Annotated in this window: 21 protein-coding genes and 1 pseudogene; 13 read left to right on the top strand and 9 right to left on the bottom strand. The window is 63.7% G+C overall.

Annotated elements, in window-relative coordinates:
- Positions 1–249: 249 nt before the first annotated feature.
- Positions 250–543, top strand: a pseudogene (locus HDG33_RS01210) (flagellar motor protein MotB); the annotation flags it as partial.
- 90 nt (positions 544–633) lie between these two features.
- Here HDG33_RS01210 and HDG33_RS01205 read toward each other — a convergent pair.
- Positions 634–2,874, bottom strand: a complete 2,241-nt coding sequence (locus tag HDG33_RS01205) for an NADP-dependent isocitrate dehydrogenase (RefSeq protein ID WP_184021516.1) — start codon at positions 2,872–2,874, stop codon at positions 634–636.
- A gap of 255 nt (positions 2,875–3,129) precedes the next feature.
- Between HDG33_RS01205 and HDG33_RS01200 the strand changes: the two genes are divergently transcribed.
- On the top strand, positions 3,130–3,948 hold the full coding sequence (locus HDG33_RS01200) for a Sir2 family NAD-dependent protein deacetylase (RefSeq protein WP_184021513.1): 819 nt from the start codon (positions 3,130–3,132) through the stop codon (positions 3,946–3,948).
- An 86-nt stretch (positions 3,949–4,034) separates the two neighbouring features.
- On the opposite strand, the gene HDG33_RS01195 is transcribed toward HDG33_RS01200, so the two are convergent.
- Positions 4,035–4,325 carry a contact-dependent growth inhibition system immunity protein gene (locus HDG33_RS01195; protein ID WP_184021510.1) on the bottom strand — a complete coding sequence of 97 codons (291 nt, stop codon included), beginning with the start codon at positions 4,323–4,325 and terminating at the stop codon, positions 4,035–4,037.
- A gap of 158 nt (positions 4,326–4,483) precedes the next feature.
- Here HDG33_RS01195 and HDG33_RS01190 point away from each other — a divergent pair, with 158 nt between their 5' ends.
- From HDG33_RS01190 to HDG33_RS01170, 5 genes are all read left to right on the top strand, one after another.
- Positions 4,484–5,311 (top strand): RNase A-like domain-containing protein, encoded by an 828-nt coding sequence (locus HDG33_RS01190; protein WP_184021506.1) that lies wholly within the window; start codon positions 4,484–4,486, stop codon positions 5,309–5,311.
- An 11-nt stretch (positions 5,312–5,322) separates the two neighbouring features.
- Positions 5,323–5,616 carry a contact-dependent growth inhibition system immunity protein gene (locus tag HDG33_RS01185; protein WP_184021503.1) on the top strand — a complete coding sequence of 98 codons (294 nt, stop codon included), beginning with the start codon at positions 5,323–5,325 and terminating at the stop codon, positions 5,614–5,616.
- Between the two features lie 331 nt (positions 5,617–5,947).
- A complete protein-coding gene (locus HDG33_RS01180) occupies positions 5,948–6,775 on the top strand; it encodes an AraC family transcriptional regulator (protein ID WP_184021500.1) in 828 nt (275 codons plus the stop codon).
- Between the two features lie 81 nt (positions 6,776–6,856).
- Positions 6,857–7,258, top strand: coding sequence for a cupin domain-containing protein (locus tag HDG33_RS01175; protein ID WP_184021497.1), 402 nt, complete (start codon positions 6,857–6,859; stop codon positions 7,256–7,258).
- Positions 7,249–7,743 carry a GNAT family N-acetyltransferase gene (locus tag HDG33_RS01170; RefSeq protein WP_260330278.1) on the top strand — a complete coding sequence of 165 codons (495 nt, stop codon included), beginning with the start codon at positions 7,249–7,251 and terminating at the stop codon, positions 7,741–7,743. Before HDG33_RS01175 ends, HDG33_RS01170 begins: the two co-directional genes overlap by 10 nt.
- A gap of 25 nt (positions 7,744–7,768) precedes the next feature.
- On the opposite strand, the gene HDG33_RS01165 is transcribed toward HDG33_RS01170, so the two are convergent.
- From HDG33_RS01165 to HDG33_RS01150, 4 genes are all read right to left on the bottom strand, one after another.
- Positions 7,769–8,260, bottom strand: coding sequence for a DNA-deoxyinosine glycosylase (locus HDG33_RS01165; protein WP_184021494.1), 492 nt, complete (start codon positions 8,258–8,260; stop codon positions 7,769–7,771).
- On the bottom strand, positions 8,260–8,976 hold the full coding sequence (locus tag HDG33_RS01160) for a chorismate lyase (protein WP_184021490.1): 717 nt from the start codon (positions 8,974–8,976) through the stop codon (positions 8,260–8,262). Before HDG33_RS01160 ends, HDG33_RS01165 begins: the two co-directional genes overlap by 1 nt.
- 189 nt (positions 8,977–9,165) lie before the next feature.
- Entirely contained in the window at positions 9,166–11,064 is a 1,899-nt protein-coding gene (gene htpG, locus HDG33_RS01155) for a molecular chaperone HtpG (protein ID WP_184021487.1), read from the bottom strand.
- Between the two features lie 135 nt (positions 11,065–11,199).
- A complete protein-coding gene (locus HDG33_RS01150) occupies positions 11,200–12,657 on the bottom strand; it encodes a PLP-dependent aminotransferase family protein (protein ID WP_184021483.1) in 1,458 nt (485 codons plus the stop codon).
- Positions 12,658–12,888: 231 nt separating this feature from the next.
- Here HDG33_RS01150 and HDG33_RS01145 point away from each other — a divergent pair, with 231 nt between their 5' ends.
- From HDG33_RS01145 to HDG33_RS01120, 6 genes are all read left to right on the top strand, one after another.
- The gene (locus HDG33_RS01145; RefSeq protein WP_184022817.1) at positions 12,889–13,581 is read left to right on the top strand and encodes a VOC family protein; all 693 of its coding nucleotides are present in this window, start codon (positions 12,889–12,891) and stop codon (positions 13,579–13,581) included.
- Positions 13,582–13,699: 118 nt separating this feature from the next.
- Positions 13,700–14,896 (top strand): PLP-dependent aminotransferase family protein, encoded by a 1,197-nt coding sequence (locus HDG33_RS01140; protein ID WP_090803607.1) that lies wholly within the window; start codon positions 13,700–13,702, stop codon positions 14,894–14,896.
- A 103-nt stretch (positions 14,897–14,999) separates the two neighbouring features.
- The gene (locus HDG33_RS01135) at positions 15,000–15,464 is read left to right on the top strand and encodes a RidA family protein (RefSeq protein ID WP_184021474.1); all 465 of its coding nucleotides are present in this window, start codon (positions 15,000–15,002) and stop codon (positions 15,462–15,464) included.
- Positions 15,465–15,659: 195 nt separating this feature from the next.
- Positions 15,660–16,559, top strand: a complete 900-nt coding sequence (locus HDG33_RS01130) for a PhzF family phenazine biosynthesis protein (protein ID WP_184021471.1) — start codon at positions 15,660–15,662, stop codon at positions 16,557–16,559.
- 472 nt (positions 16,560–17,031) lie between these two features.
- Positions 17,032–19,392, top strand: a complete 2,361-nt coding sequence (locus tag HDG33_RS01125; RefSeq protein WP_184021468.1) for an EAL domain-containing protein — start codon at positions 17,032–17,034, stop codon at positions 19,390–19,392.
- A gap of 38 nt (positions 19,393–19,430) precedes the next feature.
- The gene (locus HDG33_RS01120; protein ID WP_184021465.1) at positions 19,431–20,639 is read left to right on the top strand and encodes a chromate transporter; all 1,209 of its coding nucleotides are present in this window, start codon (positions 19,431–19,433) and stop codon (positions 20,637–20,639) included.
- Positions 20,640–20,711: 72 nt separating this feature from the next.
- On the opposite strand, the gene HDG33_RS01115 is transcribed toward HDG33_RS01120, so the two are convergent.
- The 3 genes from HDG33_RS01115 to HDG33_RS01105 all read right to left on the bottom strand — a co-directional run bounded on the left by HDG33_RS01115 (position 20,712) and on the right by HDG33_RS01105 (position 25,827).
- Entirely contained in the window at positions 20,712–21,170 is a 459-nt protein-coding gene (locus HDG33_RS01115) for a CopD family protein (RefSeq protein ID WP_184021462.1), read from the bottom strand.
- A gap of 289 nt (positions 21,171–21,459) precedes the next feature.
- Positions 21,460–23,781: a DNA topoisomerase IV subunit A gene (parC, locus tag HDG33_RS01110; protein WP_184021458.1), complete on the bottom strand. Its 2,322-nt coding sequence runs from the start codon at positions 23,779–23,781 to the stop codon at positions 21,460–21,462.
- Positions 23,782–23,841: 60 nt separating this feature from the next.
- On the bottom strand, positions 23,842–25,827 hold the full coding sequence (locus HDG33_RS01105) for a DNA topoisomerase IV subunit B (RefSeq protein ID WP_184021455.1): 1,986 nt from the start codon (positions 25,825–25,827) through the stop codon (positions 23,842–23,844).
- Between the last annotated feature and the right edge of the window lie 126 nt (positions 25,828–25,953).

Genomic DNA, 25,953 nt, shown 5'->3' with positions numbered 1-25,953 from the left:
CTTTCAACGAACTCACTTTTGCGGCCGCTGGGTCGCGACCAACCTGCGCCATTACGGCACGCGCAAACGATTCACGTGGCGCTTTATCGCCGTTCTCCGTCACCGTCCGCAGCTTGCAGCGCATTTCCTCCTGGTGCAGCGCCCGGCGAGATCCTCTATTCCGAGGGCCACTCGGGTGAGCCCGTGGTCTTTCTGATCACGGAAGGCAAGGTCGAACTTACCACTCGCTGCGACGACAAGAAGGTCGTCGATTCGTTCGATGTACTCAATCAGATCGCGCAGGGACTGCAAAAGGATGCGACGGGGAATGTGCTCGTCGAAGGGCATACCGACAGTGTGCCGATTTCGACCGCGAAGTATGCGTCCAACTGGGAGCTGTCCTCGGCTCGCGCGGGGGCCGTGGTCAGGTATCTGGTCGAGCGCGGGATCGAGCCGCATCGGCTGGCCGCGATCGGACGGGCGGACGATTTTCCGCTGGTCGCCGGCAATGACGCGGCGGCAAGAGCGGCCAACCGGCGGGTCGCGATCGCCGTGCAGTATTGAACGCGTTCGCCGGTAGCATTGGCCGCCCTTCCCTGCTACGAGCCGCCCGCCGGCGGCTCGTCTTCACATCACCTCACTTCACGCATCACGTCATTCGACGCGTACCGCCCCGAGCGCCTCGTTCAGCGTGCGGCTCGGCCGCATCACCTCTTCGAGCTTGTTGAAGTCCGGCTTGTAATAGCCGCCGATGTCCGCCGGCGCGCCCTGCACCGACGCGAGCTCCGCCACGATCACCTGCTCGTTGGCGGTCAGCTGCGTCGCGAGCGGCGCGAACTGCGCGGCGAGCGCGGCGTCGTCCGTTTGCGCGGCCAGCTCCTGCGCCCAGTACATCGCCAGATAGAACTGGCTGCCGCGATTGTCGAGCTCGCCCGTCTTCGGGCTCGGGCTGCGATTGTTGTCGAGCAGCTTGCCGGTTGCGGTGTCGAGCGTCTTCGCGAGGATCTTCGCCCGGTTGTTGCCGGTCTTGATGCCCAGTTCTTCGAGCGACGCCGCGAGCGCGAGGAACTCGCCGAGCGAGTCCCAACGCAGATGGTTCTCTTCGACGAGCTGCTTCACATGCTTCGGCGCCGAACCACCCGCGCCGGTCTCGTACATGCCGCCGCCCGCCATCAACGGCACGATCGACAGCATCTTCGCGCTCGTGCCCAGCTCCATGATCGGGAACAGGTCGGTCAGATAATCGCGCAGGATGTTGCCGGTGACCGAGATCGTATCGAGCCCGCGCACGACGCGCTCGAGCGTGTAACGCATCGCGCGCACCTGCGACATGATCTGGATGTCAAGGCCCGTGGTGTCGTAATCCTTCAGGTAGGCCTCGACCTTCCTGATCAGTTCCGCTTCGTGCGGGCGATACGGGTCGAGCCAGAACACCGCGGGCATGCCGGAATTGCGCACACGCGTGACCGCGAGCTTGACCCAATCGCGGATCGCCGCGTCCTTCACCTCGCACATGCGCCAGATGTCGCCCTGCTCGACGTTCTGCGTGAGCAGCACCTCGCCGTTGGCTAGATCGACGATGCGCGCCTCGCCGTCTTCCGGCACTTCGAAGGTCTTGTCGTGCGAGCCGTATTCTTCCGCCTTCTGCGCCATCAGGCCGACGTTCGGCACGGTGCCCATCGTGACCGGATCGAACGCGCCGTTGGTCTTGCAGAAGTTGATGATCTCCTGGTAGATGCGCGCGAACGTGCTCTCCGGGATCACCGCCTTGGTGTCTTTCGGACGGCCGTCGGCGCCCCACATCTTGCCTCCGAGGCGAATCATCGCCGGCATCGACGCGTCGACGATCACGTCGTTCGGCGCGTGCAGGTTCGAGATGCCCTTCGCCGAATCGACCATCGCCAGTTCCGGACGATGCTCGTGGCATGCGTGCAGGTCGCGGATCACCTCCTCGCGCTGCGATTCCGGCAGCGTCTCGAGCTTCTCGTACAGATTGACGAGGCCGTTGTTGACGTTCACGCCAAGTTCCTCGAACAGCTTGCCGTGCTTCGCGAACGCGTCCTTGTAGAACACTTTCACCGCGTGGCCGAAGACGATCGGGTGCGAAATCTTCATCATCGTCGCCTTCACGTGCAGCGACAGCATCATGCCGGTCTTGCGCGCATCTTCCATCTGGTCTTCATAGAACGCTAGGAGCGCCTTCCTGCTCATGAACATGCTGTCGATGATCTCGCCGTCCTGCAGCGCGACCTTCGGCTTCAGCACGATCGTCTTGCCGTTCTTCGTGACGAGTTCCATCTTTACGTCGCGCGCGCGATCGAGCGTCATCGATTTTTCGCCGTGATAGAAGTCGCCGTGCCGCATGTGCGCGACGTGCGTGCGCGACGCCATGCTCCATTCGGCCATGCTGTGCGGGTGCTTGCGGGCGTAGTTCTTCACCGCGGCCGGCGCGCGACGGTCCGAGTTGCCCTCGCGCAGCACCGGGTTCACCGCGCTGCCGAGACACTTCGAGTAGCGCTGACGGATCGCCTTCTGTTCGTCGGTCTTCGGATCTTCCGGATAGTCGGGCACCTTGTAGCCCTTCGCCTGCAGTTCCCTGATCGCGCTCGTCAGTTGCGGCACCGATGCGCTGATGTTGGGCAGCTTGATGATGTTGGTGTCGGGTAACGAGGTCAGGCGACCGAGTTCCGCGAGGTTGTCGGGCACCCGCTGCGCTTCGGTCAGAAACTCGGGGAACTCACCGAGGATGCGGCCCGCGACCGAGATGTCGCTGGTCTCGACCTCGATGCCGGCCGGCCTGGTGAAGGTCCGGATGATCGGCAGGAACGCGGCCGTCGCAAGCAGCGGGGCCTCGTCGGTGAGGGTGTAGATGATGGTCGGTTGCTGGGTCGTCATTGCTAGGCTCTGGGCGGGCGGTTGAGAGGCATCTCGCACGTGATACGGGCAGGATGCGCAAACGTCGATCAGGAAAACGGCAACGCTAGGACACAAACGCTGTGCGTGGCGGATGGCGATGCGGAGCCCTGGAACGCCAAAGCGGAACGATTAAGCGAACACGGCGGACTGCGTCGCGCAGCGGGTCGCACGTTTGGATTCTGCCTCATTTTGGGGCTGCGAGGAGAATTCGGTATGTGAACAACGGGAGCACGCATGGACACGGCAGAGCAAATGACGATCGCGGCTGACTGGATACGCGAAGCCGACGGCATTCTGATCGCGGCGGGCGCAGGCATGGGCGTCGATTCCGGGTTACCCGACTTTCGAGGCGATCACGGATTCTGGGCGGCTTATCCGGCGTTGAAGACCGGCGGAATCAATTTCCATGACATTGCCAATGGAACCGCCTTCCTGCGTGATCCGGTCCGCGCATGGGGTTTCTACGGCCATCGGCTCAACCTGTACCGGCGCACCGTCCCGCACGCGGGTTTCGAGATCTTGCGCGGCTGGGCATCGGCGAAAAGAAGCGGCGGGTTCGTGTTCACCAGCAATGTGGATGGCCAGTTCCAGAAGGCCGGCTTCGCCGACGATCGCCTGTTCGAATGTCACGGATCGATCCATTTCCTGCAATGCGGACAGTCCTGCACGCATCAGATATGGTCGGCTGATGGTTTCCAGCCAGAGGTGGACGTGAATCGCTGTGCACTGCTATCGCCGTTGCCGAAGTGCCCGAACTGCGGCTGCGTCGCTCGACCGGCAATTCTGATGTTTGACGACTGGCATTGGGTTGAAACTCGCACGAGGCATCAACGGATGCGGTACGAGGCGTGGCTGTCGAGCGTCGAGCAAGCTGTCGTCATCGAACTCGGCGCGGGCGGCGCGATACCGACCGTTCGTAACCAAAGCGAGCGATTTGGACCGCGCGTCGTTCGGATCAATCCACGCGAATGTGCGGTCGATCCACGCATAGGTCTGGGTCTACCGGGTCGCGCGCTCGATGTGCTGCGTTCGCTGAACGAAAGGATGGGCTGAGCGATCTGGGGCGCTGATGGCCCGATGATTCAGTTCGCCCCGCAGTGGCAATAAAAGAGCCCTCATGCGCCGCGATCAGGAGTTGACTACTCACTCAGCAGCCGCTTCAATTTCTCAAAAAATGATGCGGTCGTGTGCCCCCACGGTACGGGAGAAAACTCGTGCCCGTACATCTGATCGAACGCGACATCCAGATCATGCTGGTGCTTTTTCTCGAACCTTTCCGTCTCTGCAAGCATTGATTTGTGGTCAGCCACCGGGCTATCTCTCTTGTAGCAGGAAACAATAGCGGGAATGGTCTCACCCCATATGTCGAAATCCTGATTCAAATAAACACCAAATAGTTGATTTAGCTCACGGTATTCCGAATTTCTCATTGTTCGAACCGCGACCGCAGCGCGTCCCATGTCTGAAGTAGGAGAAAGACAACAGTACGCCTGAAAAATGCAGATTCGCAATTTTCATCCACCGCCCATTCCTCTGCCTGTTGTCGCCTGCTAGCGTGGCAGTCCCAACAGCTACGGAGAAGTTCGGAATGTCGTATCAACAGGACGCGGACGGCGTGCGCCTCGTGCTCAGTGCGCCGCAATTGGCGGCGGTACTGGCAAGGCAGTCAATCAGCCAGACCGAATTGCTTTCCAACCGGCTATGGGGCGGGCTGCAAATCGTCGGTGGCGTGCTGGAAATGGTCGGCGCAAGTGCGTTGTGTGTGATCCCGGAACCGACCATGCTCACCAAGGCAGGGTGTGTCGTGTTCGGTGTACATGGTTCTGATACGGCGGCGGCTGGTTTACGTCAGGTCTGGACGGGCCAGGATACGGCCACATTGACCCAGCAGGGCACGACGAAGCTGGCCGAGGCGATGAAGGCTAGTCCTGACATGGCCAACAATATCGGCCTGTCACTTGACATGGTCGTGCCGTTCAGCTTTGCCGGGTCAATCAAGGCGGTGCGGGCTGCGCGTATCACGATGGGCGAGATCAACCTGAACATGCATGAAGCGAAGACGCCTCGCGGGGTTGGCGGGCACACGATCCTGAAGCATGTTGGACGGACGGAGGCGCAGTTGCGGCAGCGTCTGATCGACGAGCCAAGACGGATGACAGTGTCCACCTTCTACGATCTGAACGCCGCCGAATGGGCAATATCCGAGACGATGAGGGAAAACGCACTGAGGATAAGCGCGTGGGCAAAGGCGCCGGTACGAGACTTGGACTTGGTAAAGAGCGTCGGGAAAAATGTTGGTTTTGCGATTGCCCGGAGTACGGGCAAAAGAGTTGAGGCCCAGAAGGTTGTAGTCATCCTCCGGCATCAGACATACAACGGGATGCCGTACTATATCGTGACATCGTACTTGGACTGAGGGCTTATCGTATGGTTGACGATGAGGAATATGGCGATCTGACGGGGTTGATCCGCTCTCGCTTCCACGAAGATTTTGACCTTTTCGGAAACTCATTAGAAGAACTCGTTTCTTCGTACACCGAGAAAATGTCAAAGAGTGACATTGACACGCTCATATCTGACATAGATTCATTCAAAGCGCACTATCCAGATACGCTCGAGTCGGAGTTTAAGCAGCGGTTTGGCCGCCAGTTCGATCCTGTTTTGTGGGGCTACACGGCGGATTCTTTCCTTGATGAAGTAAAACGGCTACTGAGTCAGTAGGCAATTGCTCAGGACGGGTCAAAAAAGGAGGCTCGTCGGGCACCACGCCTGGCAGGCGCCAGAACTGATTGGCGTTTTGATCAATTTGAGATCTAGACCAAGCGGTCTGCCCGGGAGGCTGACTGCCTCAAGGGTCTGATAACCGGGCCGCCCCGCGCAGACAAGTCACAGCTCGTGGCACAGTTATCGGAGCGGCCGGCAACAACGTCGCGCAATGAGAAACAGACGTCAGCCGCACTACCACGCATGCCAAGCGTGCGAACATTCGCACCGGTACAATCCTCCGATATCGATGTTCCCGCAGATCTGCCAAACCAAGCCGGAGCGTGTGATGGACGGCGATACCAGCAAAGCCCAATCCGACTGGATTTCCCGTTCGGAATCCACCCACGGAGTCGAACGCATCGAAGCGTTTTTCCACGGCAACGCGTACTCCATGCATCGGCATGACACCTACGCGATCGGCCTGACCCTCGCCGGCGTTCAGTGCTTCCATTACCGGCGCGGTTTGCGCACCAGCCTACCTGGACAGACGATGGTCCTGCATCCCGACGAAGTGCACGACGGTCAGGCCGGCACGAACGAGGGATTTCGTTATCAGATGATTTACGTGCAACCCGCTGCAATCCAGGAAGTCCTCGGCGGCCGCCCCCTGCCGTTCGTCGAAGGCGGCGTCACGACCGATCCGCGCCTGTTCGAAGCCACGCAGACAGCGCTGCGCCAGATGCGTGGCGACGCGGAGCCGCTCGAACGTGACGACGCGCTCGCCGGTCTCGCGCTCGCGCTGGATAACGCCTCGGGCGCGCGGCAGACGCGCAAGTCCGCGGATTTCGCGGCAGCGCAGCGAGCACGGGAATATCTGCACGCATCGTGCACGCACACCGTCACGCTCGATGAACTTGCCGCCGTCAGCGGACAGGACCGTTGGAGCCTGTCGCGCGATTTCCGAACCTTTTACGGCACCAGTCCCTATCACTACCTGGTCATGCGCCGGCTCGAAGCCGCGCGCGCAATGATGCTGCGCGGCGTTTCCCTCGTGGACACCGCGGCCGCCGCCGGCTTCGCCGACCAGAGCCACATGACCCGACATTTTCGCCACGCATACGGAATCCCTCCCGCACGTTGGCTCGCGATGACGAGCGATCGGCACGCCGCCTAGCGCAAGCTTGCACGATCGTTCAAGACACTCGCGGGCGGCGGGACTATGCTCTGTTCCAGGTATCACCCGAATGGAGCCACCATGCAAAGCGATTCCCAGCCGACACCCGAGCAACGCGGCCAATACAAGACCATCAACCTGCTCGACAAGATCAGTCAGATCGACGACCACTGGCAGCCGCGCGTCGTGGCTGAAATGAATGACTATCAGTTCAAGGTCGTAAAGATAGCCGGCGATTTCGTCTGGCATCGGCATGCCGATACCGACGAGACGTTCATCGTCCTCGCAGGCCGGTTGCGCATCGACTTCCGCGACCGCTCGATCGAACTGTTTCCCGGAGAAATGGCGGTGGTACCAAAGGGAGTCGAGCACAAGCCGTATGCCGAGTCCGAGGTGAAGCTGCTGCTCATCGAACCGCGCGGCGTCGTCAATACCGGCGATACGACCAACGAAAGAACGGCCGACAACGACGTATGGATCTGAGAGCCGCCATGCAAACGCCGCGGCCGATCGTTCGCGAAGCCGTTTTCCCCGCCGACACGCACAACCTCGTCGCCGTGATCCGCGAGTATGTCCGCTGGCTGGGTATGGATCTGTCGTACCGTGGATTCGATGCAGAAATGGACGCGTTCGAACACGTTTATACGCTGCCATCGGGCATGTTCTTCGTCGCCGACGCCGGCGGCGAGCTCGCCGGTTGCGCGGGGCTGCTTCGTCATACGGCGGAGACTGCGGAAATCAAACGGCTCTATGTTCGTGAAGCATTCAGAGGGTTGTCGCTTGGCGAAGCGCTGGTCACATCGGTGATCGGGAAAGCGAAGACATTGGGATTCTCGACGCTGGTTCTCGACTCGGTTCCGCAAACCCGTTTTGCACAGCGCATCTACGAGCGGTTAGGGTTCGTCGAAACCGCGCCCTACTACGAGAATCCAGTCGAAGGCACACGGTTTCTTGCGCTCGATCTATGACCGCGAATGGCATCCCGTCGGTCGATCAGACGCAGGTTAGCCGTCGCCATATATCCAGCTTTTGAGCGTATGAAACCGAGGCATGGGCGGGACTGCTCGACGGCAAACGGACAAGCCGATATTGCTCGCCCCGCTCGCCCAACGCTTTCATCCCGATTTTGGCCGCCGTCCCCCCGTTGAAGGCGATGGTAGCCAGCTTCGGCAGCGTATCGATCAGAGCAATCAGATCGTTGCTGGCATGGTCGCGAATCCGGCTATCCAGGCTTCCTGCTCGACGAGCCTCGGCAACGACGTCCCATAGTCCGATATGGTGTTCGAGCAACGCCTCGAGACGCGTCGAATAGTCCATACCAACCAGATCCCGTTCTATCGCTTCACCGACCAGTAACCAGAATTTGTTCTGCGGGTGTGCGTAGTATTGGCCGTGAGCCAACGACACCTCGCCCGGCAAGCTACCGAGGATCAAGACCCGCGTATCGGCGTCGACGACAGGCGCAAAGCAACGCTTGAACGACATCAGCGGCTCCGCTCGTCGGCGCTGCGCGGCACGCTGTGCGCGCGCGACGCGGTGTGATCGAGCGGACGACCGTGCTCGCGCACCCGCGCGTGCGCGATATGCGCCGCGCCGGTGCCTGACGCGGCAGCGTGCGCGCGAGCGGCCGCGTCCAACGCACGCAAATGCTCCCACAGTGCCGGCAACATGCATTCGGTCACCATCAAAGGCGCGCCATGCCGCTCGAACACCGAGCGACGCGCCACCAGCGCATGCGGCGCATACCGATCGCCGCCGTCGATTTCATGCGCGGCCAACCGATACAACGGATGCCGCTGCCCCACCCTGCGGCTCACCAGCGACGAACGCGCGACGCTGCTATCGCTATACAGCAACTCCGCGAGCGGCCGGGTGCGCAGCCGGCGCGTCGCCTGCCAGATGCCGACGCTCGCGGCACGCGGCGTCACGCTATGCGCGGCGACGAACGGCACGCCATCGACCGACAGCACCACTTCGCGCACCCACACCGGCGCGCGCGGCGCGAGTTCGAGCGCGGCGGCTTCGTCGGGCCACGGCAGCGCGACGGCTTCGCGAGTCACGCGCACCGCGACCGCGCCGAGCGCGCGCAGGTGCGCGGTCAGTGAACCGCCGCGGGTCAGCCAGTCTTTCTGGGCGGCGCTGAAAGTGGCCAAAGGCGCGACGCGCCAGTGGGCGTCGGCGGGATCGAAACGGATAGGCATGGTGTCGGATTATAGCGGCGTGCTCCGACGGTAATTTTTCGCCGCGACGACCGCGGCGATCGTGCGCGCTCCTTCAGCCAGGGCAGCCGACGCAAACCAGAAGGCAAAAAAAAATGCGCTGCCGAAGCAGCGCATTTCTCAACTACCGTGCGTCAATCCAGCAACGACATCAACGCTTTCGGCTCACGCTCAACCCGCGCGCGACAGCAGCAACGCATTGGTCCGCTTCACGAAGCTCGCCGGATCTTCCAGCGCGCCGCCTTCGGCGAGCAGTGCCTGATCGAACAGCAGATGGCACCAGTCATCGAAATTCGCGCTATCGGCATGCAGACCCTTCACGAGGGCGTGCTCCGGATTCACTTCGAGAATCGGATGGAACTCAGGCGCCTGCTGGCCCGCGGCCTTCAGCATGCGCTGCAGGTAGCCGCTCATTTCGCCGTCGTCGGCAACGAGGCACGACGGCGAGTCGGTCAGGCGGAACGTCAGACGCACGTCCTTCGCCTTGTCCTTCAACGCTTCCTTCATCTTCTCGACGAGCGGCTTGAACGCTTCGCCGATCTTCTCCTGCGCCTGTTTTTCCTCGTCGTTCAGCGCGCCGAGATCGAGGTCGCCGCGCGCGACGCTTTGCAGCGGCTTGCCGTCGAATTCGTTGAGGAACGACAGCATCCATTCATCGACGCGATCGGTCAGCAACAGCACTTCGACGCCCTTCTTGCGGAACACTTCGAGATGCGGGCTGTTCGACGCGGCCTGCCACGTGTCGGCGGTCACGTAGTAGATCTTCGTCTGCTCGGGCTTCATGCGAGCGACGTAGTCGGCCAGCGACACGGTCTGCTCGGCCGTGCCCGTATGCGTCGTCGCAAAGCGCACGAGCTTCGCGACGCGCTCGCGATTGGCGAAGTCCTCGCCGATGCCTTCCTTCAGCACCTGGCCGAATTCCTTCCAGAAGCCCGCGTACTTTTCCTTATCGGCGTCGTTGTCCGCGTTGGCCAGTTCTTCCAGCATCGACAGCGCGCGCTTCGTCACGCCTTCGCGGATCGCCTTCACGTCGCGGCTTTCCTGCAGGATTTCGCGCGACACGTTGAGCGGCAGATCGGCCGAATCGACCACGCCCTTCACGAAGCGCAGGTACGTGGGCAGCAGTTGCTCGGCGTCGTCCATGATGAACACGCGCTTCACGTACAGCTTCAGGCCGCCGCGCTGCTCGCGGTTCCACAGATCGAACGGCGCGTGCGCCGGCACGTACAGCAGTTGCGTGTACTCGCTGCGGCCTTCGACGCGGTTATGCGTCCACGTCAGCGGATCTTGATGATCGTGCGAGATGTGCTGGTAGAACTGCTTGTATTGATCGTCGATGATGTCGTTCTTCGGACGGGTCCACAGCGCGCTCGCCTGGTTGACGGTCTCGTCCTCGTCCTTCGTGACCATCTCGCTCTTTTCCGCGTCCCACTCTTCCTTCTTCATCAGGATCGGCAGCGCGACGTGGTCCGAGTACTTCTGGATGATCGACTTCAGCCGATACGACGACAGCAGTTCGTCCTCATCGGCACGCAGATGCAGCGTGATGGTCGTGCCGCGCGCGGCGCGCTCGATCGTCTCGACCGCGAAATCGCCTTCGCCCGCGCTTTCCCAGCGCACGCCTTCCGAGGCCGGCAAACCGGCGCGGCGCGTCTCGACGGTGATCTTGTCCGCGACGATGAACCCCGAGTAGAAGCCCACGCCAAACTGGCCGATCAGCGCCGCGTCCTTCTGCTGGTCGCCCGACAGCTTGCCGAAGAACTCCTTGGTGCCCGAACGCGCGATCGTGCCGAGGTGCGCGATCGTCTCGTCGCGGCTCATGCCGATGCCGTTGTCGTCGATCGTGACGGTGCGCGCGGCCTTGTCGTACGACACGCGAATCCGCAGGTTCGGATCGTTCTCGTACAGCGCGCTGTTTTCGATCGCCTCGAAGCGCAGTTTGTCGGCCGCGTCGGACGCGTTCGAAATCAGCTCGCGCAGAAAGATTTCCTTGTTGCTGTACAGCGAATGGATCATCAGTTGCAGAAGTTGCTTCACTTCTGCCTGAAAGCTCATGGTTTCTTGTGCCATGGTCGGACTTCCTCTCTGTTGCGAATTAGGGGATGAGCGGCGGCCGAAGCGGATTTCAACCGCGGTTCGGGCCCGCCGTGCCGGAGCGCTGGACCGCCGGATCGTCCGCGCAAATGGGGACGCTCCGGCGCGGTTTCAAGAGGCGCGACGCGCGACGCCGTCGAGATAACGACTTAGGAACGCCGGTAATTCGGGATCGCCGCAATTGGCGATATTGAAGCGCATCCACGTGCTTGGCGACTGCTGCGGCGAAAACAGCCCGCCCGGCGTCAGCAGATAGCCAGCTTCGTGCCCGGCGGCGGCGAGTGCGCCTGCGTCGACGCCGGTGTCGGCCCACAGGAACATCCCGGCCGTCGGCGTCAGAAACAGCTTCATGCCGGTCTTCTCGATCATCCGCACGGCCTTCTCGCGCACGCCGTCGAGCCGTGCGCGAATGCGCTCGACGTGCCGCCGGTAGTGGCCCTCGGTCAGGATCTTGTAGATCACGCGCTCGTTCAACTCAGGGCTCGTCATGCCGACCAGCATCTTCTGATTGGCGACCACCATCGCGACCTCCGCCGCGCATGCGATGAAACCGACGCGCAGATTCGGCGCAAGCGTCTTCGAAAAGCTTCCCAGGTAGATCACGCGCTTCAACTGATCGAGGCTTGCGAGCCGCGTGCCCGGGTAGCTGGGCGGGCACAGGTCGCCGTAGATGTCGTCCTCGACGACGATGAAGTCGTACGCCTCGGCAAGCCGCAGGATGCGGAACGCCTGCGCGGCGCTCAGCGAGGTGCCGGTCGGGTTCTGCAGCACCGAGTTGATCACCAGCATTTTGGGGCGCCATTCCTGGACCAGCGCTTCGAGCGCGTCGAGATCGGGGCCGTCCGGCGTGTACGGCATGCCGACGAGCCGCGCGCCCTGCGACGCAAAGCAGCCGAACATCTGGAACCACGCCGGATCGCCGACGATCACCGCATCGCCCGGCTTCACGTAGATGCGCGAAATGAGGTCGATCGCCTGGGTGATGCCCGACACCATCACGATCTGCTCGGGCGACGCGCCGATCTCCAGCTCCTCGAGCCGCGTCTGCAACTGCTGACGCAGCGGCAGGAAACCTTGCGCGGTGCCGATGCCGAGCATCTGCATGCCGCTTTGCCGGCCGAGCGTGCGCAGCGCGTTGGTGATCAGGTCGCCGTCGAGCCAGCGGGCCGGCAGATAGCCGAGGCCCGGGCTGCGCTCGGGCCGCGCGCCGGTGTGCAGCATGTTGCGCAGCAGCCAGACGACGTCGATATTGGCCGGCGCGGGCAGCGTCTCGGCGCGCGGGTGCAGCTCGGAGACCGTCGCCGCGCCGCCCTGGCGCTCGCGCACATAGAAGCCGGAGCCGCGCCGCGACTCCAGAAAACCCTGCGCAACGAGCCGCTCGTACGCTTCGACCACCGTGAAGCGCGACACGCCCTTGTCGAGCGCGAGCTTGCGGATCGACGGCATGCGCATGCCGGGGCGGAACACGCGCTCCTCGATGCGGCGCCGCGCCCATTGGACCAGCTGTTCGACTAGCGTCAACGACGCGGTGTCGTGCGGGGCGGGAATCTGGGTAAGCGGGACGGACATGACGGACTCCAACTGTACCGAACAGTATCGCGCCGATTGTACCGTTACTGTGCAGGTCACGGCCGTTACATTTGAATCCCGCGAGGCTGGTGACACCATGTAAATCCATCCGCATGGCCCGCCGATCCGGCAAACGGTTATGCTTACGGCCCCGGCAGCGCAGCCTTCAGGCGTGGCGCGCAACTGGCCCTTGCGAAGAACAGCGTTTTCCGTCGATCCGCCATGACCACCCTGACAGCCCAATCGCTCAGTCTCGATCACCTCGTCGTCTCCGCGCGCACCCTGGACGAAGGCGTCCAGTACGTCGCCGATACGCTCGGCATCGCGCCGGCCGGCGGCGGCGCGCATCCGCTGATGCGGACCCACAATCGCCTGCTCGGCCTGTGGGGCGGCGTCTACCTGGAAGTGATCGCCATCGATCCGCACGCCGCGGCCGACGCAACCGATGGCACCGCGCCGCGCCCGCGCCTGTTCGCGCTCGACGACCCGGCGACGCGGGCGCGACTGGAAAACGGGCCGTATCTGTCGCATTGGGTCGCGCGCGTCGAGCGGCCGAAGCATCTGGCGACGTGGCAAGCGCAGTATCCGCAGCGCATCGCGCCGGTCGTGCCGATGACGCGCGGCGATTTCACGTGGGGCCTGACTGTGCCCGACGACGGGTCGTTTCCCGCGTGGCAAGGCGCCGGCGACGGCGTGCTGCCCTCGCTGATCCAGTGGGACTCGACGCGGCATCCGTCGCAGTCGCTGGCGCCGACCAACCTCGCGCTGAAAGCGTTGAAAGCCGTGCATCCGCGGCCAGAGCTGATTGGCGAGCAACTGCACTGGCTCGGCGCCGCGCACCTGCTCGACGTACAGCCGACCGACGGCGCGGCGGCGCTCGTCGCCGAATTCGAAACACCCGAGGGTTCTCGAACCCTCGGATAAACAGCGCGTGATTGTGCAATCCCCGTGGCAACCCCGGTGGCACCCCAGCGGCAATGGTTGGCCAGTCGCGCGATAATTGAAGTTTTGACCGGTTCCAGAAATACCAGCAGAGGAGATCATGGACCAAAGCGACCTGAAAGCCCCGACGTGGCAATTGTCCGAACGCGCGCGCAAGCTCACGAGCTCCGCGATCCGCGAGATCCTGAAGGTCACGGAACGGCCCGAAGTCATCTCCTTCGCCGGCGGCCTGCCCTCGCCTGCCACCTTCCCGGCCGAGCGCATGCGCGAGGCGTCCGACCGCATCCTGCGCGACACGCCCGCCGCGGCGCTGCAGTACAGCGCGACCGAAGGTTATCTGCCGCTGCGCGAATGGGTCGCGCAGCGCTACTCGATCAACGGCGCGCAGATCCGTGCGTCGCAGGTGCTGATCACGACCGGCTCGCAACAGGCGCTCGACCTGCTCGGCAAGGTGCTGATCTGCGTCGATAGCCCGGTGCTGGTCGAAACGCCGACCTACCTCGGCGCGCTGCAATCGTTCTCGATGTACGAGCCGCACTACGTGCAGGTGCCGACCGACGAGCAGGGCCTGATCCCCGAGGGTCTGAAGCCGGAACTGACCAATGGCGCGCGTCTGCTGTACGCGCAGCCGAATTTCCAGAATCCGACGGGCCGCCGTCTGCCGGTCGAACGCCGCCGCGCGCTCGCCGAGTTCGCGAAGACCGCGCCGTTCCCGGTGATCGAGGACGACCCGTACGGCGCGCTCGACTACGCGGGCGAACCGCTGCCGACGATGTTGTCGATGGCGCCCGATCACATCGTCTATCTCGGCTCGTTCTCGAAGGTGCTCGCGCCGGGTCTGCGCGTCGGTTTCATCATCGCGCCCGAGGAACTGATCTTCAAACTCGTGCAGGCCAAGCAGGCCACCGACCTGCACACGCCGAGCTTCACGCAGCGCATCGTGCACGAAGTGGTCAAGGACGGCTTCCTCGACACGCACGTGCCGACGATCCGCGAGCTGTATCGCAACCAGTGCGACGCGATGCTCACCGCGCTCGAACGCTATATGCCCGAAGGCGTCAGCTGGAACCGTCCGGAAGGCGGCATGTTCATCTGGGTCAATCTGCCGGCGGGCATCGACACGATGAAGCTGCTCGAGGAAGCCGTCGCGCAGAACGTCGCGTTCGTGCCGGGCGCTCCGTTCTTCGCGAGCGAAGCCCAGCACAACACGCTGCGTCTGTCGTTCGTCACGGTGCCACCGGCTAAAATCGACGAAGGCGTGGCGCGTCTCGCCGCACTCGTGCGCGCGAAAATCTGAACGGCGTTAGCCGCACTGCCATCGGGGCGAAGCTTGCACGCGCGTTGCGTGCGGACTTCGCCCCGCCTGCATTCATGCAATCTCACCGAAACGAGGACACGACATGGCTCAATCGAATGTGTACGACAAGCTCAAGGAACTCGGCATCGAATTGCCGGCGGCGGGTGCGCCGGCAGCGGCCTATGTGATGAGCGCACAAAGCGGCAACACAGTGTACCTGTCGGGCCACATCGCCAGGAAGGACGGTAAGGTGTGGGTCGGCAAGCTCGGTGCGACGCTCTCCACCGACGAAGGCAAGGCCGCCGCGCGCTCGATCGCGATCGATCTGCTCGCCACCTTGCATGCGCACGTCGGCGACCTGAATCGCGTCACGCGCATCGTCAAGCTGATGAGCCTCGTCAACTCGACACTCGAGTTCACCGAGCAGCATCTGGTCACGAACGGCGCGTCCGAGCTGATCGCCGACGTGTTCGGCGAGCGCGGCAAGCACGCGCGCTCGGCGTTCGGCGTCGCGCAGATTCCGCTCGGCGCGTGCGTGGAGATCGAGCTGATCGCCGAGGTCCAATAGCATCGACGCGATGTGACAATGCGTGCGGTGTCGCGCGAGATCGGCACCTGATTCACGCCGCATTGCGATTGAAACGCGCCGACCGGTGTCACGCACCGGCGGCGCGTTTTTGTTTTATGGCGACGGTGGATCGCCGCCGCGCAGGCGGATAGAATCCGCGAACTCCCTCAACGTCCATTTCGCCGGGGCCTGTCGATGTCCGCTCACACCGTTCGTTTCAAACAGGTCGACGTGTTTACGTCGACACCGTTCAAGGGCAATCCGCTTGCCGTCGTGTTCGATGCCGACGCGCTCGATACCGCGCAAATGCAGGCCATTGCACGCTGGACCAATCTGTCCGAGACCACGTTTCTGCTAAAGCCGACCGACGCGGCCGCCGACTATCGCGTGCGCATCTTCACGCCGGGGGGCGAGTTGCCGTTCGCGGGTCATCCGACCTTGGGCACCGCGCATGCTTTGCGCGAAAGCGGCTACCAGCCGAAGCAGGCCGGCAAGCTGATCCAGCAATGCGGCGTGGGTCTCGTCGAACTCGAAGCGCTTGACGGCGGCGACAACATGCACGGCGCATGGGCGTTCGCCGCGCCGCCCGCGCGCGTGACACCGCTCGCCGAGCATCGTTACGAAGCGCTGTCTACGGCTTTACGTAGTCAGGCGATCGACTTCAGCGCGCCGCCATGCGCGGTCGACAACGGTGCGCCGTGGCTCGTCGTGCGGGTCGATTCGGCACGCGCCTGCCTCGCGCTCGAACCCGACGCGGCGGCGCTCGCCGAGCTCGTGCATTCGGTCGACACGCACGGCGTCGCCGTGTATGGACCGCACGACGCCGACGGCCCCGCGACGTTCGAGGTCCGTTGCCTGATGGCGGGCGGCGGCTTCGGTGTCGGCGAAGACCCGGTGACGGGCAGCGCCAATGCCGCGCTCGCGGGTCTGCTGAACCTGCAGCACCGTCGTCCCGCCGCGCGCTACACGGCGCGTCAGGGCACCGCGCTCGGGCGCGCGGGCCACGTGTCGGTCCACTACGACGATGCGCGCGGCAAGATCTGGATCGGCGGGCCTTCGGTGACGATCGTCGACGGCACGTGCCGGCTCGCGTAAGCGAGCTGCGGCTTCGCGCGCACGCCACGGCGACACGCCACATGCCGCCGCTTCACACCACAAAAAGCCGCAGCGCGATGGCGTCGCCATACCTGGTTCTCCGAATTCATCGTGGCCGGATTGCAAAAGCCCTGCCAGAAACTGCCGAGTGGCAGGCACCGTTGCCGATGAAGTCTTCGACAAACCACGGACCGGCCGCGTCATAAGACCGGCGATGCAGGTCACGTGAACAGCCGCACGTGGGCGCCCGCCGCGCGAGCGTATACCCCATGCCCGGAAGCTTCCTTAATCCAGTGGCATTCAGTAATATCGAACCGTATCCGATGACCTGCGGACGGTCCGGCGCGGCGCCACACCCTCTCCTCCTGCGCAGCAGCTTTGGCATCTTGGTCACCATGCAGCCATCCATCTATTTCGCGCAGTCGATGCCCATGCGTTTGCAAGTGGCCCGCACCCAGCCAAGGCCCGCGCGATGACTCAGTCCCGCTTCTCCGAGCCGCGCGAAGCCAGGCCGCGACGCGATCCATTGGTCACGCGCCGGCGCGCATTGCTCGTCATTCCCGCCCTCGGGGTACTCGTACTGATCCTGCTGTGGACCGTGATCTTCGCGCGGCTGTCGGTAGAAAGGGACGCGACGTACCGCGAAGCGATGGCGTCTTCCGCCATACTTTCCGCGGCGCTCGAGCAGCACACCATCAAGGCGATTCACCAGGTCGATCAGATCACGCGCTTCGTCAAGTACGAGTTCGAAAAGACGCCCAATCATTTCGATCTCGCGAGCACGGTCGAAAAAGGCGTCGTGCAAAGCGAAACGCTCGTGCAGGTGTCGATAATCGACGAGCACGGCAGACTGATCGCCAATACGGCCGAACTCAACCCCGCTCACATCGACTTGTCGGACCGCGAGCACTTCAAGGTCCACGAGCACGAAAACGACGACCAGCTGTACATCAGCAAGCCCGTGCTCGGCCGCGTGTCGCGTCACTGGACGCTGCAGATGACGCGGCGTCTCAATCATCCGGACGGCTCGTTCGCGGGCGTCATCGTGGTCTCCGAAGACCCGAGCTACTTTACGTCGGACTTCTACAACAACGCGGCGATCGGCCGCGAAGGCGTGATCGCGGTGATCTCGGACAGCGGCACCGTGCTCGCGCGCCGCACCGGCAACGCCAGCAGGACGAGCAGCACGTTCACCGCGAGCGGCACGTATCCGACCTCGGAGCATGTGTCGGGCACCTACGTCGATTCGATCGACAACGTCACGCGCATCGTGTCGTACCGGCACATCGACGGCTATCCGCTCGGCGTGCTCGTCGGTCTTTCGCAGGGCGAAGAATTCGCCGATTACAACCACACGCGCAACGTCTATCTGTTGATGGCGGGCTTCATCTCGCTCGCGATGCTCAGCTTCTTCGCGGTCGCGACCGGCCTGATAGGCAAACTGCTGGGCCGCGAGCGCGAGATGACGCAACTCGTCGAATACGATCTGTTGACCGGCCTGCGCAATCGCTACGCGACGCTGCAGGCGCTGCGCCATGACGTCGCGCAGCCGTTCAACCTGGGTCGCCTCGCGATTCTTTTTATCGACCTCGACAACTTCAAGACCGTCAACGACACGCTCGGCCACAACGCCGGCGACATCGTGCTGCAGATGACAGCCTCGCGCCTCGCCACCGCGGTCGGTGACGACGGCGCGCTGAGCCGCATCGGCGGGGACGAGTTCGTCGTCGTGATCAAGGGCGACGATGTCGAAAAGCGCGCGGTCGCGCTCGCCGAAGCCGCCGGCGAAGCGTTCTCGAAGCCGTTCGAGGTGCGCGGCAGCGCGTTCGTGCTGCATGCGAGCATCGGCATCGCGCTGTACTCGGTCGCCAACGAAAGCGAGATCGACCTGCTGAAGAAAGCCGACCTCGCGATGTACAGCGCGAAGGACGCCGGCAAGAACTGCTACCAGTTCTATTCGCCGCATCTGTCGCATCGCGCGGACCATCTGATGAAGTGGGAGCAGCAGTTGCGCGTCGCGCTGGCCGAGGGGCAACTGTTCCTCGCCTATCAGCCGAAGATCGATCTGAAGCGCCGCTGCATCACCGGCTTCGAAGCGCTCGTGCGCTGGAACCATCCGCAGCACGGACTGATCGCGGCCAACGAGTTCATCCCCGTGGCCGAGTCGACCGGCCTGATCGTGCCGATCGGCGACTTCGTGATCGAGACCGCATGCCGTCAGCTCGCGCAATGGCAGCAGCAGGGCTACGACACGCTATCGCTCGCGGTGAACATTTCGGCGGTGCAGTTCTGGCGCGGCGACCTGCTCGAAACGGTCTCGCGCGCGATCGAGGAAAGCGGCATCTCCGCGCGTCGCCTCGAACTCGAAATCACCGAAACGACGATGATGGAATTTCCGGAAGTGGTCTCCGAAAAAATCTTCGCACTGAAGCGTCTCGGCGTACGCATCGCGCTCGACGATTTCGGCACCGGCTACTCTTCGCTGTCCTATCTCAACCGCTTTGCCGTCGATACGCTGAAGGTGGACCGCTCGTTCGTCCAGGCGATTCCGGGCGACCGCAGCGTCTGCGTAATGGTCACCGCGATCGTCAACCTCGCGCGCTCGCTCGGGCTCACGGTGGTGGTCGAAGGCACGGAGACCGAAGAGCAGATTGCGTGGCTGGCCGCGCTCGGCCATATCGAGGCACAGGGCTTCCTGTTCTCGCGGCCGGTGCCAGTGGAGGCGATCCCGGCACTGCTCGAGCGCTTCGGGGTATGCGGCATGAACAGCGTCGGCGGCCGCCGCGTCGCGCACGAAGCCCACAGCGCAAGCAGCCTATCGAGCAACAATTAAAGGACGGGCGCCCGCACGGCGGGGCCCGTGCAGCGCCGATGCAGACCATCACGAGCGATGAGGCTGCCCGCCGCGGGCAACGGGAACCGCTATGGACGCTGTTCCGGGTCGTGTGCGGCCTGTCGGCGCTGTCGTGGGGCGGTCTCGCGTTGATGGCGCAGCTCGAGCATCATTACGTGGAACGCGAGGGGCGGCTCTCGCGCGTGGCGTTCTCGGACCTGATCGCGCTCGCGTGGATGGTGCCGGGACCCGTCGGCTGCAACGTCGCCGTGCAGCTCGGGCACGCGCTGCGCGGACGCGCGGGCGCATGGGTCGCCGGGGTGGCGAGCGTCCTGCCCTTCTTCACGCTGATGACGCTGTTCGCGATCTTCTATCGCACGCCCATCGCGCACACGATCGCGTCGCAAACCCTGCTGCATCACTTCAGCGTCGTGCTCGCGACGCTGATCGCGGTCACCTGGTACAAGCAAACCCGCGCGCTGGTGCGCGGCAAGCTCGAATGGACGGCGGCGTTGCTCGGCAGCATCGCGCTGCTCTATGCGCACAGCGCCGCGGCGTATGTGGTGATGCTCAGCGCGGCCTTCGGCGCCGGCTGGTTCGCGAGTCGGGAGCGCGACTCGCGACTCGCCGTGTCGCTCCAGTGCGGCGACTGTCGGCTGCTGGCCGCGCTCGGCGTGCTGCTCGTGCTGTTTGCGCTGCCGCTGCCGCACCGCTATGACCTCGCGCTGCTGTGGCCGCGCCTCGCGGGCGCCGGCATGACGCTGTTCGGCGGTGGCTTCTCGGCGTTGCCGGTGCTGAAGACGCTGTTCGTCACGCCGGCGGTCGGCGTGTCCGATAACGACTTCACGCTCGCGTTTACGCTGTCGCCGTTGTCCCCGGGACCCCTGCTGAACGTGGTTCCGTTCTTCGGTTATCTCGTCGATGGCTGGCTCGGCGCGCTGATCGCGACGCTCGCGCTATTCGTGCCGTCAGGCTGCCTCGTCGTGCTCGCGCAGCGGCATCTGCATCAGTTGAAGGTGAACCCGCGCTTCGAGCACGGCATGAGGATTCTGCGCGCGGTCACGACCGCGTTTCTCGCGGTCGCGGTACTGCGCATTGCCGTGCACGTACCGCTGGAGCCGATCTATCTGCTGACCGCGACGTTCTCCGCGATGTGCTTCGCGAAGCTGAAGGTGCCGGTGTATGCCGTGTATGGAACGGTGGCGGTGGCGTGCGGTTTGTGGTTCGCGTACGGCGCCGCGACGTGATGCGTCGCGGGCCGCACGAAGCCTGCTGCGCCGTTGGCGATCCGGCGGTCCGGCGGTCCGGCGGTCCGCCGATCAGAACCCGCGCGACAGCACAGCGAAGCCGATCGTCACGATGCCCAGCACGAGATTGATCAGCACGAGACGGCGGACCGTGCCGACCGCCTGCGCGCCATCGGGCCACTTCTGCGCCTGAACCGCGCGGCGAATGCGCGGATATACGGCGAAGCGGATATGCCCAAAGATCAGCATCATCACGATGCCGAGACCGGCCATCGCATGCAGCGGCCAGCTAGCATGAGCGCCGCCGAATTGCATCAGCAGGAAGCCGCCGCTGATCAGGATCACGAGCACCGACACCCCGACCCAGTTGAAGAAGCGGCCAAATACCGACTCCCACAGCGGCAGGCGCAGTTGCGGCGACAGATCGCCGAGCGCAGGACGCAGGCAGAAATGCGCGAACACCATACCGCCGACCCACACCGCCACCCCGAGCAGATGCAGAAAAAGCGCGACTTCGATAGCCTTGTTCATGTAGTTTTCCTCTCCCGACGACGCCACACCGTTTAGGACACGCGATCCCGCTCAGCACCAACTGAGCGCGTTCGACCATACGTGATGCAGGCAGTTCCGGGTATCGACGTCTATTGCGTCGTGTTTTGTCGTTGTGATCGCGGCACGTTCATCCGGCCGCGACGCCGCCGCGCCCCGTTTGCTTCCACGCCCTTCGCGCGATGGACCTTGCTGCGACAGACCGCGAGCGCCCCGCATGCTAGCAGGCGCTCACGGTTCTACAGCGTCAAACTTCGTTAAATCGACTCCACTAAGCCGGCAGCACCGGACGCATGCCGTCGAGCTTCAGCTTGCTGGCGGGCGCGCGTCCCTTGCGCGCACGCTTGCCGACATGCGCCGCAAGCTCGGCGCCGGCCAGCTTCTCCTCGTCGACGCGGCCGCCACGACGCGTGCCGATCAGCATCACGCCTGCTTGATTGATCGCGAGCGCCTGCACGAGCGTTTCGTTGTCGTCGAGCGCCATCAGTGTGACGCCACGGCCGCCGCCCGACAGCGTCTTCATCTCGTCCAGGCCGAACACGAGCAGACGTCCGCCCGACGACAGACACGCGACCTGCGCCGCGTCCGGCAGCATCGGCATCGGCGCGAGCGGCGCGGCGTCGGCGTCGATCGTCATGAACGACTTGCCGGCCTTCACGCGGCTCACCATATCGCCGACCTTCGCGATGAAGCCGAAGCCGTTGCTCGACGCGAGCAGCAGCGCCTGTTCCGCCGACGCCGCGTAGTAGTGCATCAAATGACTGCCCGATTCGAGCTCGATCAGCGACGTGACCGGCACGCCGTCGCCGCGTCCGCCCGGCAGCTGAGCCACCGCGACCGAATAGACGCGCCCGTTGCTACCCCACGCGATCAGCGTATCGGGCGTGCGGCATTGGAACGCCGCGTAGAGGCCGTCGCCGGCCTTGAAGCTGAAGCCGGCCGTATCGAGCCCGTGGCCCTTCAGCGCGCGCACCCAGCCCTTCTGCGACACCACGACGGTGACCGGCTCGTCGACCACGCGCGCTTCGAACGTCGCGCGCTTTTCCTGCTGGATCAGCGTGCGGCGCTCGTCGCCATACTGTTTCGCGTCGGCTTCGATTTCCTTGATCAGCAGGCGCTTCATCGCCGGTTCGCTGCCGAGCAGCTCTTCGAGCTTGGCCTTCTCGTCGCGCAGCTCGGCCAGTTCCTTCTCGATCTTGATCTTCTCGAGGCGCGCCAACTGACGCAGCCGGATTTCGAGGATGTCCTCGGCCTGGCGATCCGTGAGACCGAACGCGGCCATCAGCGCGACCTTCGGCTCGTCCGATTCGCGAATGATGCGGATGACTTCGTCGATATTCAGGAAGACGATCATCCGGCCTTCGAGAATATGGATGCGGTCGTCGACCTTCGACAGACGATGCCGCGTGCGGCGCGTCACCGTCGCGAAACGGAACGCGATCCACTCGTGCAGGATTTCGCTCAAGCCCTTCTGACGCGGCCGGCCATCGCCGCCGACCATCACCATGTTCAGCGGTGCGTTCGATTCGAGGCTCGTATGCGCGAGCAGCGTGTTGACGAAGTCGGTCTGATCGATGCGGCTCGACTTCGGCTCGAACACGAGACGCACCGGCGCGTCCTTGCCCGATTCGTCGCGCACCGCGTCGACGAGCCCGAGCAGCGTCTGCCGCGTCTGCAACTGCTCGGGCGTCAGCGTCTTCTTGCCGAGCTTGATTTTCGGGTTGGTCTGTTCTTCGATTTCCTCGAGCACCTTCTGCGCGGCCGTATTCGGCGGCAGTTCGGTGATCACGAGTTGCCACTGGCCGCGCGCGAGATCCTCGATCTTCCAGCGCGCGCGCACCTTCAGGCTGCCGCGGCCGGTTTCGTACGCGGCGGCGATTTCCGCCTCGCTCGAAATGATCTGGCCGCCGCCGGGGAAGTCCGGACCGGGCACATGCTGCATCAGCTCCGCATGCGAGAGCTTCGGATTGCGGATCAGCGCGACCGCCGCTCCTGCGACTTCGCGCAGGTTGTGCGACGGAATTTCCGTCGCGAGGCCGACGGCGATGCCCGATGCGCCATTGAGCAGCACGAACGGCAGACGCGCCGGCAGCACCTTCGGCTCTTCGAACGAGCCGTCGTAGTTCGGCATGAAGTCGACCGTGCCCTGGTCGATTTCGGCGAGCAGCAGCTTTGCGATCGGCGTCAGGCGCGCTTCGGTGTAACGCATCGCCGCCGCGCCGTCGCCGTCGCGCGAGCCGAAGTTGCCCTGGCCGTCGATCAGCGGATAGCGCATCGAAAAGTCTTGCGCGAGACGCACGAGCGCGTCGTACGCGGACTGGTCGCCGTGCGGGTGATACTTACCGAGCACGTCGCCGACCACCCGCGCCGATTTGACCGGCTTCGCGTTGTCGCCGAGGCCCATCTCGTTCATCGCGAACAGGATGCGGCGCTGCACCGGCTTCTGCCCATCGCAAACATCGGGCAGCGCGCGGCCCTTGACCACGCTGACCGCATACTCGAGGTACGCGCGCTCCGCGTAGTTGCCGAGCGTCAGCACGTCGCTGTCCGACGGCGGCTCGTTGAAAAGGTCGAGAGTGTTATCGTCGTCCATCTAGATTCCGTGTCCGTGTTTGGCTTGCAGTGTCATATGCCGCATTGAGGCGCAATGCGCTCAGATGTCCGCTTCCACTTCGTTGCCCTTCTCTTCGAGCCAGCTGCGGCGTGACGCCGCTTCGCCCTTGCCCATCAGCATCGTCATGCGCGCGACGGTCGCATCGTAGTCGAGTTCGCCGAGCGCGACCGGCTGCAGGCGGCGCGTGTCGGGATTCATCGTCGTGTCCCACAGCTGCTCGGCGCTCATTTCACCGAGACCCTTGAAGCGGCTGATCGACCACTGGTTGTCGCGCACGCCGTCCTTGCGCAGCTTGTCGAGAATCGCCTCGAGCTCGCCTTCGTCGAGCGCATAGAGCTTCTGCGCGGGCTTCTTGCCGCGCGCGGGCGCATCGACGCGAAACAACGGCGGACGCGCGACGCACACATGACCGCGCTCGATCAGTTGCGGGAAATGCTTGAAGAACAGCGTGAGCAGCAGCACCTGGATATGCGAGCCGTCGACGTCCGCATCCGACAAAATGCAGATCTTGCCGTAGCGCAGATTCGACAGATCGATCTTGTCGTCCGGATTATGCGGATCGACGCCGATCGCCACTGAAATGTCGTGCACCTCGTTGTTCGCGAACAGGCGATCACGTTCGGTTTCCCATGTGTTCAGCACCTTGCCGCGCAGCGGCAGGATCGCCTGGTATTCCTTGTCGCGGCCCATCTTCGCGGAGCCGCCCGCCGAGTCGCCCTCGACGAGGAACAGCTCGTTGCGGCCGATCTCCGTCGATTCGCAATCGGTCAGCTTGCCGGGCAGCACGGCAACGCCCGAGCTCTTGCGCTTCTCGACCTTCTGCCCCGCACGCGTGCGCGCCTGCGCCTGCTTGATCACGAGGTCCGCGAGTTTCTTGCCATGCTCGACGTGCTGGTTCAACCACAGTTCGAGCGCCGGCCGAGCGAACGACGACACGAGCTTGACCGCATCGCGGCTATTCAGGCGCTCCTTGATCTGCCCTTGAAACTGCGGATCGAGCACCTTCGCCGACAGCACGAACGACACCCGCGCGAACACGTCTTCGGCGAGCAGTTTCACGCCCTTCGGCTGCAGGTTGTGCAACTCGACGAAGCTCTTGACCGCCTGATAAAGACCGTCGCGCAAGCCCGACTCATGGGTGCCGCCCGCAGGCGTAGGAATCAGGTTCACGTAGGACTCGCGCGTGAGCGGCCCTTCCTCGCTCCACGCGACGACCCACGCCGCGCCCTCGCCTTCGGCGAACGTCTCTTCGCTCGAACGCGAGCTTTCCGCGTAGCGCTCGCCCTCGAACAGCGGAATCAGCAGATCGCTGCCGTTCATGCCTTCGAGCAGATAGCCGCGCAGGCCGTCTTCGTATTTCCAGCTTTGCCGCTCGCCGGTTTTCTCGTTGACGAGCGTGACCTCGACGCCCGGCAGCAGCACCGCTTTTGAGCGCAACAGACGCTGCAATTCGCCGAGCGGCAGGTTCGGCGAATCGAAGTACTTTGGATCGGCCCACGCGGTCACGCGCGTGCCGGATTTCTTGTCGGCCCTGGTGGCGGCACGCACTTCGAGCGGCTTCGCGACGTCGCCGTGCGCGAAGCTCAGTTCGGCGACCTTGCCGTCGCGCCACACGGTGACGTCGAGCCGCGTGGACAGCGCGTTGGTGACCGACACGCCGACGCCGTGCAGACCGCCCGAGAACGTATAGGCGCCGCCGGCGGCCTTGTCGAACTTGCCGCCCGCGTGCAAGCGCGTGAAAACGATTTCGACGACCGGTACGCCTTCGTCGGGGTGCAGGCCGAACGGAATGCCGCGGCCGTCGTCGTCGACCGAGACCGAATGGTCCGCGTGCAGCGTGACCGTGATTTGCCGGCCGTAGCCGCCGAGGGCCTCGTCCGATGCGTTGTCGATGACTTCCTGAATGATGTGCAGCGGATTCTCGGTGCGGGTGTACATGCCGGGTCGTTGCTTGACCGGCTCCAGACCCTTCAACACCTTGATCGACGCTTCGCTATACGCGGCGTTTGGCTTTTTCGTAGACATGATTGACTCGGTGCGTCGGTTCATCGTTGTCCACAGGTCCTGTGGACAGGGCCGTGGACAATGCGTTGAGTATTCAAAAAAAGCGAAACGAAACAACGGGGTTAGGTGGAGCGCCCGCGATGCGGG

It is taken from the genome of Paraburkholderia sp. Cpub6 (genome assembly GCF_014201065.1).
Taxonomy (GTDB): Bacteria; Pseudomonadota; Gammaproteobacteria; order Burkholderiales; family Burkholderiaceae; genus Paraburkholderia; species Paraburkholderia tuberum.
Note: the sequence above shows the minus strand (reverse complement) of the source record. Positions and strands in the feature narration are given on the sequence as shown.

Bases quoted from the DNA above. Each gene is read 5' to 3' on its own strand.
- HDG33_RS01160 (WP_184021490.1), bottom strand. From the start codon at position 8,976: ATGCCTATCCGTTTCGATCCCGCCGACGCCCACTGGCGCGTCGCGCCT.
- HDG33_RS01195 (WP_184021510.1), bottom strand. From the start codon at position 4,325: ATGAGAAATTCGGAATACCGTGAGCTAAATCAACTATTTGGTGTTTAT.
- HDG33_RS01180 (WP_184021500.1), top strand. From the start codon at position 5,948: ATGGACGGCGATACCAGCAAAGCCCAATCCGACTGGATTTCCCGTTCG.
- HDG33_RS01105 (WP_184021455.1), bottom strand. From the start codon at position 25,827: ATGTCTACGAAAAAGCCAAACGCCGCGTATAGCGAAGCGTCGATCAAG.
- HDG33_RS01205 (WP_184021516.1), bottom strand. From the start codon at position 2,874: ATGACGACCCAGCAACCGACCATCATCTACACCCTCACCGACGAGGCC.
- HDG33_RS01135 (WP_184021474.1), top strand. From the start codon at position 15,000: ATGGCTCAATCGAATGTGTACGACAAGCTCAAGGAACTCGGCATCGAA.
- HDG33_RS01140 (WP_090803607.1), top strand. From the start codon at position 13,700: ATGGACCAAAGCGACCTGAAAGCCCCGACGTGGCAATTGTCCGAACGC.
- parC (WP_184021458.1), bottom strand. From the start codon at position 23,781: ATGGACGACGATAACACTCTCGACCTTTTCAACGAGCCGCCGTCGGAC.
- HDG33_RS01170 (WP_260330278.1), top strand. From the start codon at position 7,249: ATGGATCTGAGAGCCGCCATGCAAACGCCGCGGCCGATCGTTCGCGAA.
- HDG33_RS01150 (WP_184021483.1), bottom strand. From the start codon at position 12,657: ATGTCCGTCCCGCTTACCCAGATTCCCGCCCCGCACGACACCGCGTCG.
- HDG33_RS01120 (WP_184021465.1), top strand. From the start codon at position 19,431: ATGCAGACCATCACGAGCGATGAGGCTGCCCGCCGCGGGCAACGGGAA.
- HDG33_RS01165 (WP_184021494.1), bottom strand. From the start codon at position 8,260: ATGTCGTTCAAGCGTTGCTTTGCGCCTGTCGTCGACGCCGATACGCGG.
- HDG33_RS01185 (WP_184021503.1), top strand. From the start codon at position 5,323: ATGGTTGACGATGAGGAATATGGCGATCTGACGGGGTTGATCCGCTCT.
- HDG33_RS01190 (WP_184021506.1), top strand. From the start codon at position 4,484: ATGTCGTATCAACAGGACGCGGACGGCGTGCGCCTCGTGCTCAGTGCG.
- HDG33_RS01125 (WP_184021468.1), top strand. From the start codon at position 17,032: ATGACTCAGTCCCGCTTCTCCGAGCCGCGCGAAGCCAGGCCGCGACGC.
- HDG33_RS01130 (WP_184021471.1), top strand. From the start codon at position 15,660: ATGTCCGCTCACACCGTTCGTTTCAAACAGGTCGACGTGTTTACGTCG.
- HDG33_RS01175 (WP_184021497.1), top strand. From the start codon at position 6,857: ATGCAAAGCGATTCCCAGCCGACACCCGAGCAACGCGGCCAATACAAG.
- HDG33_RS01200 (WP_184021513.1), top strand. From the start codon at position 3,130: ATGGACACGGCAGAGCAAATGACGATCGCGGCTGACTGGATACGCGAA.
- HDG33_RS01115 (WP_184021462.1), bottom strand. From the start codon at position 21,170: ATGAACAAGGCTATCGAAGTCGCGCTTTTTCTGCATCTGCTCGGGGTG.
- htpG (WP_184021487.1), bottom strand. From the start codon at position 11,064: ATGGCACAAGAAACCATGAGCTTTCAGGCAGAAGTGAAGCAACTTCTG.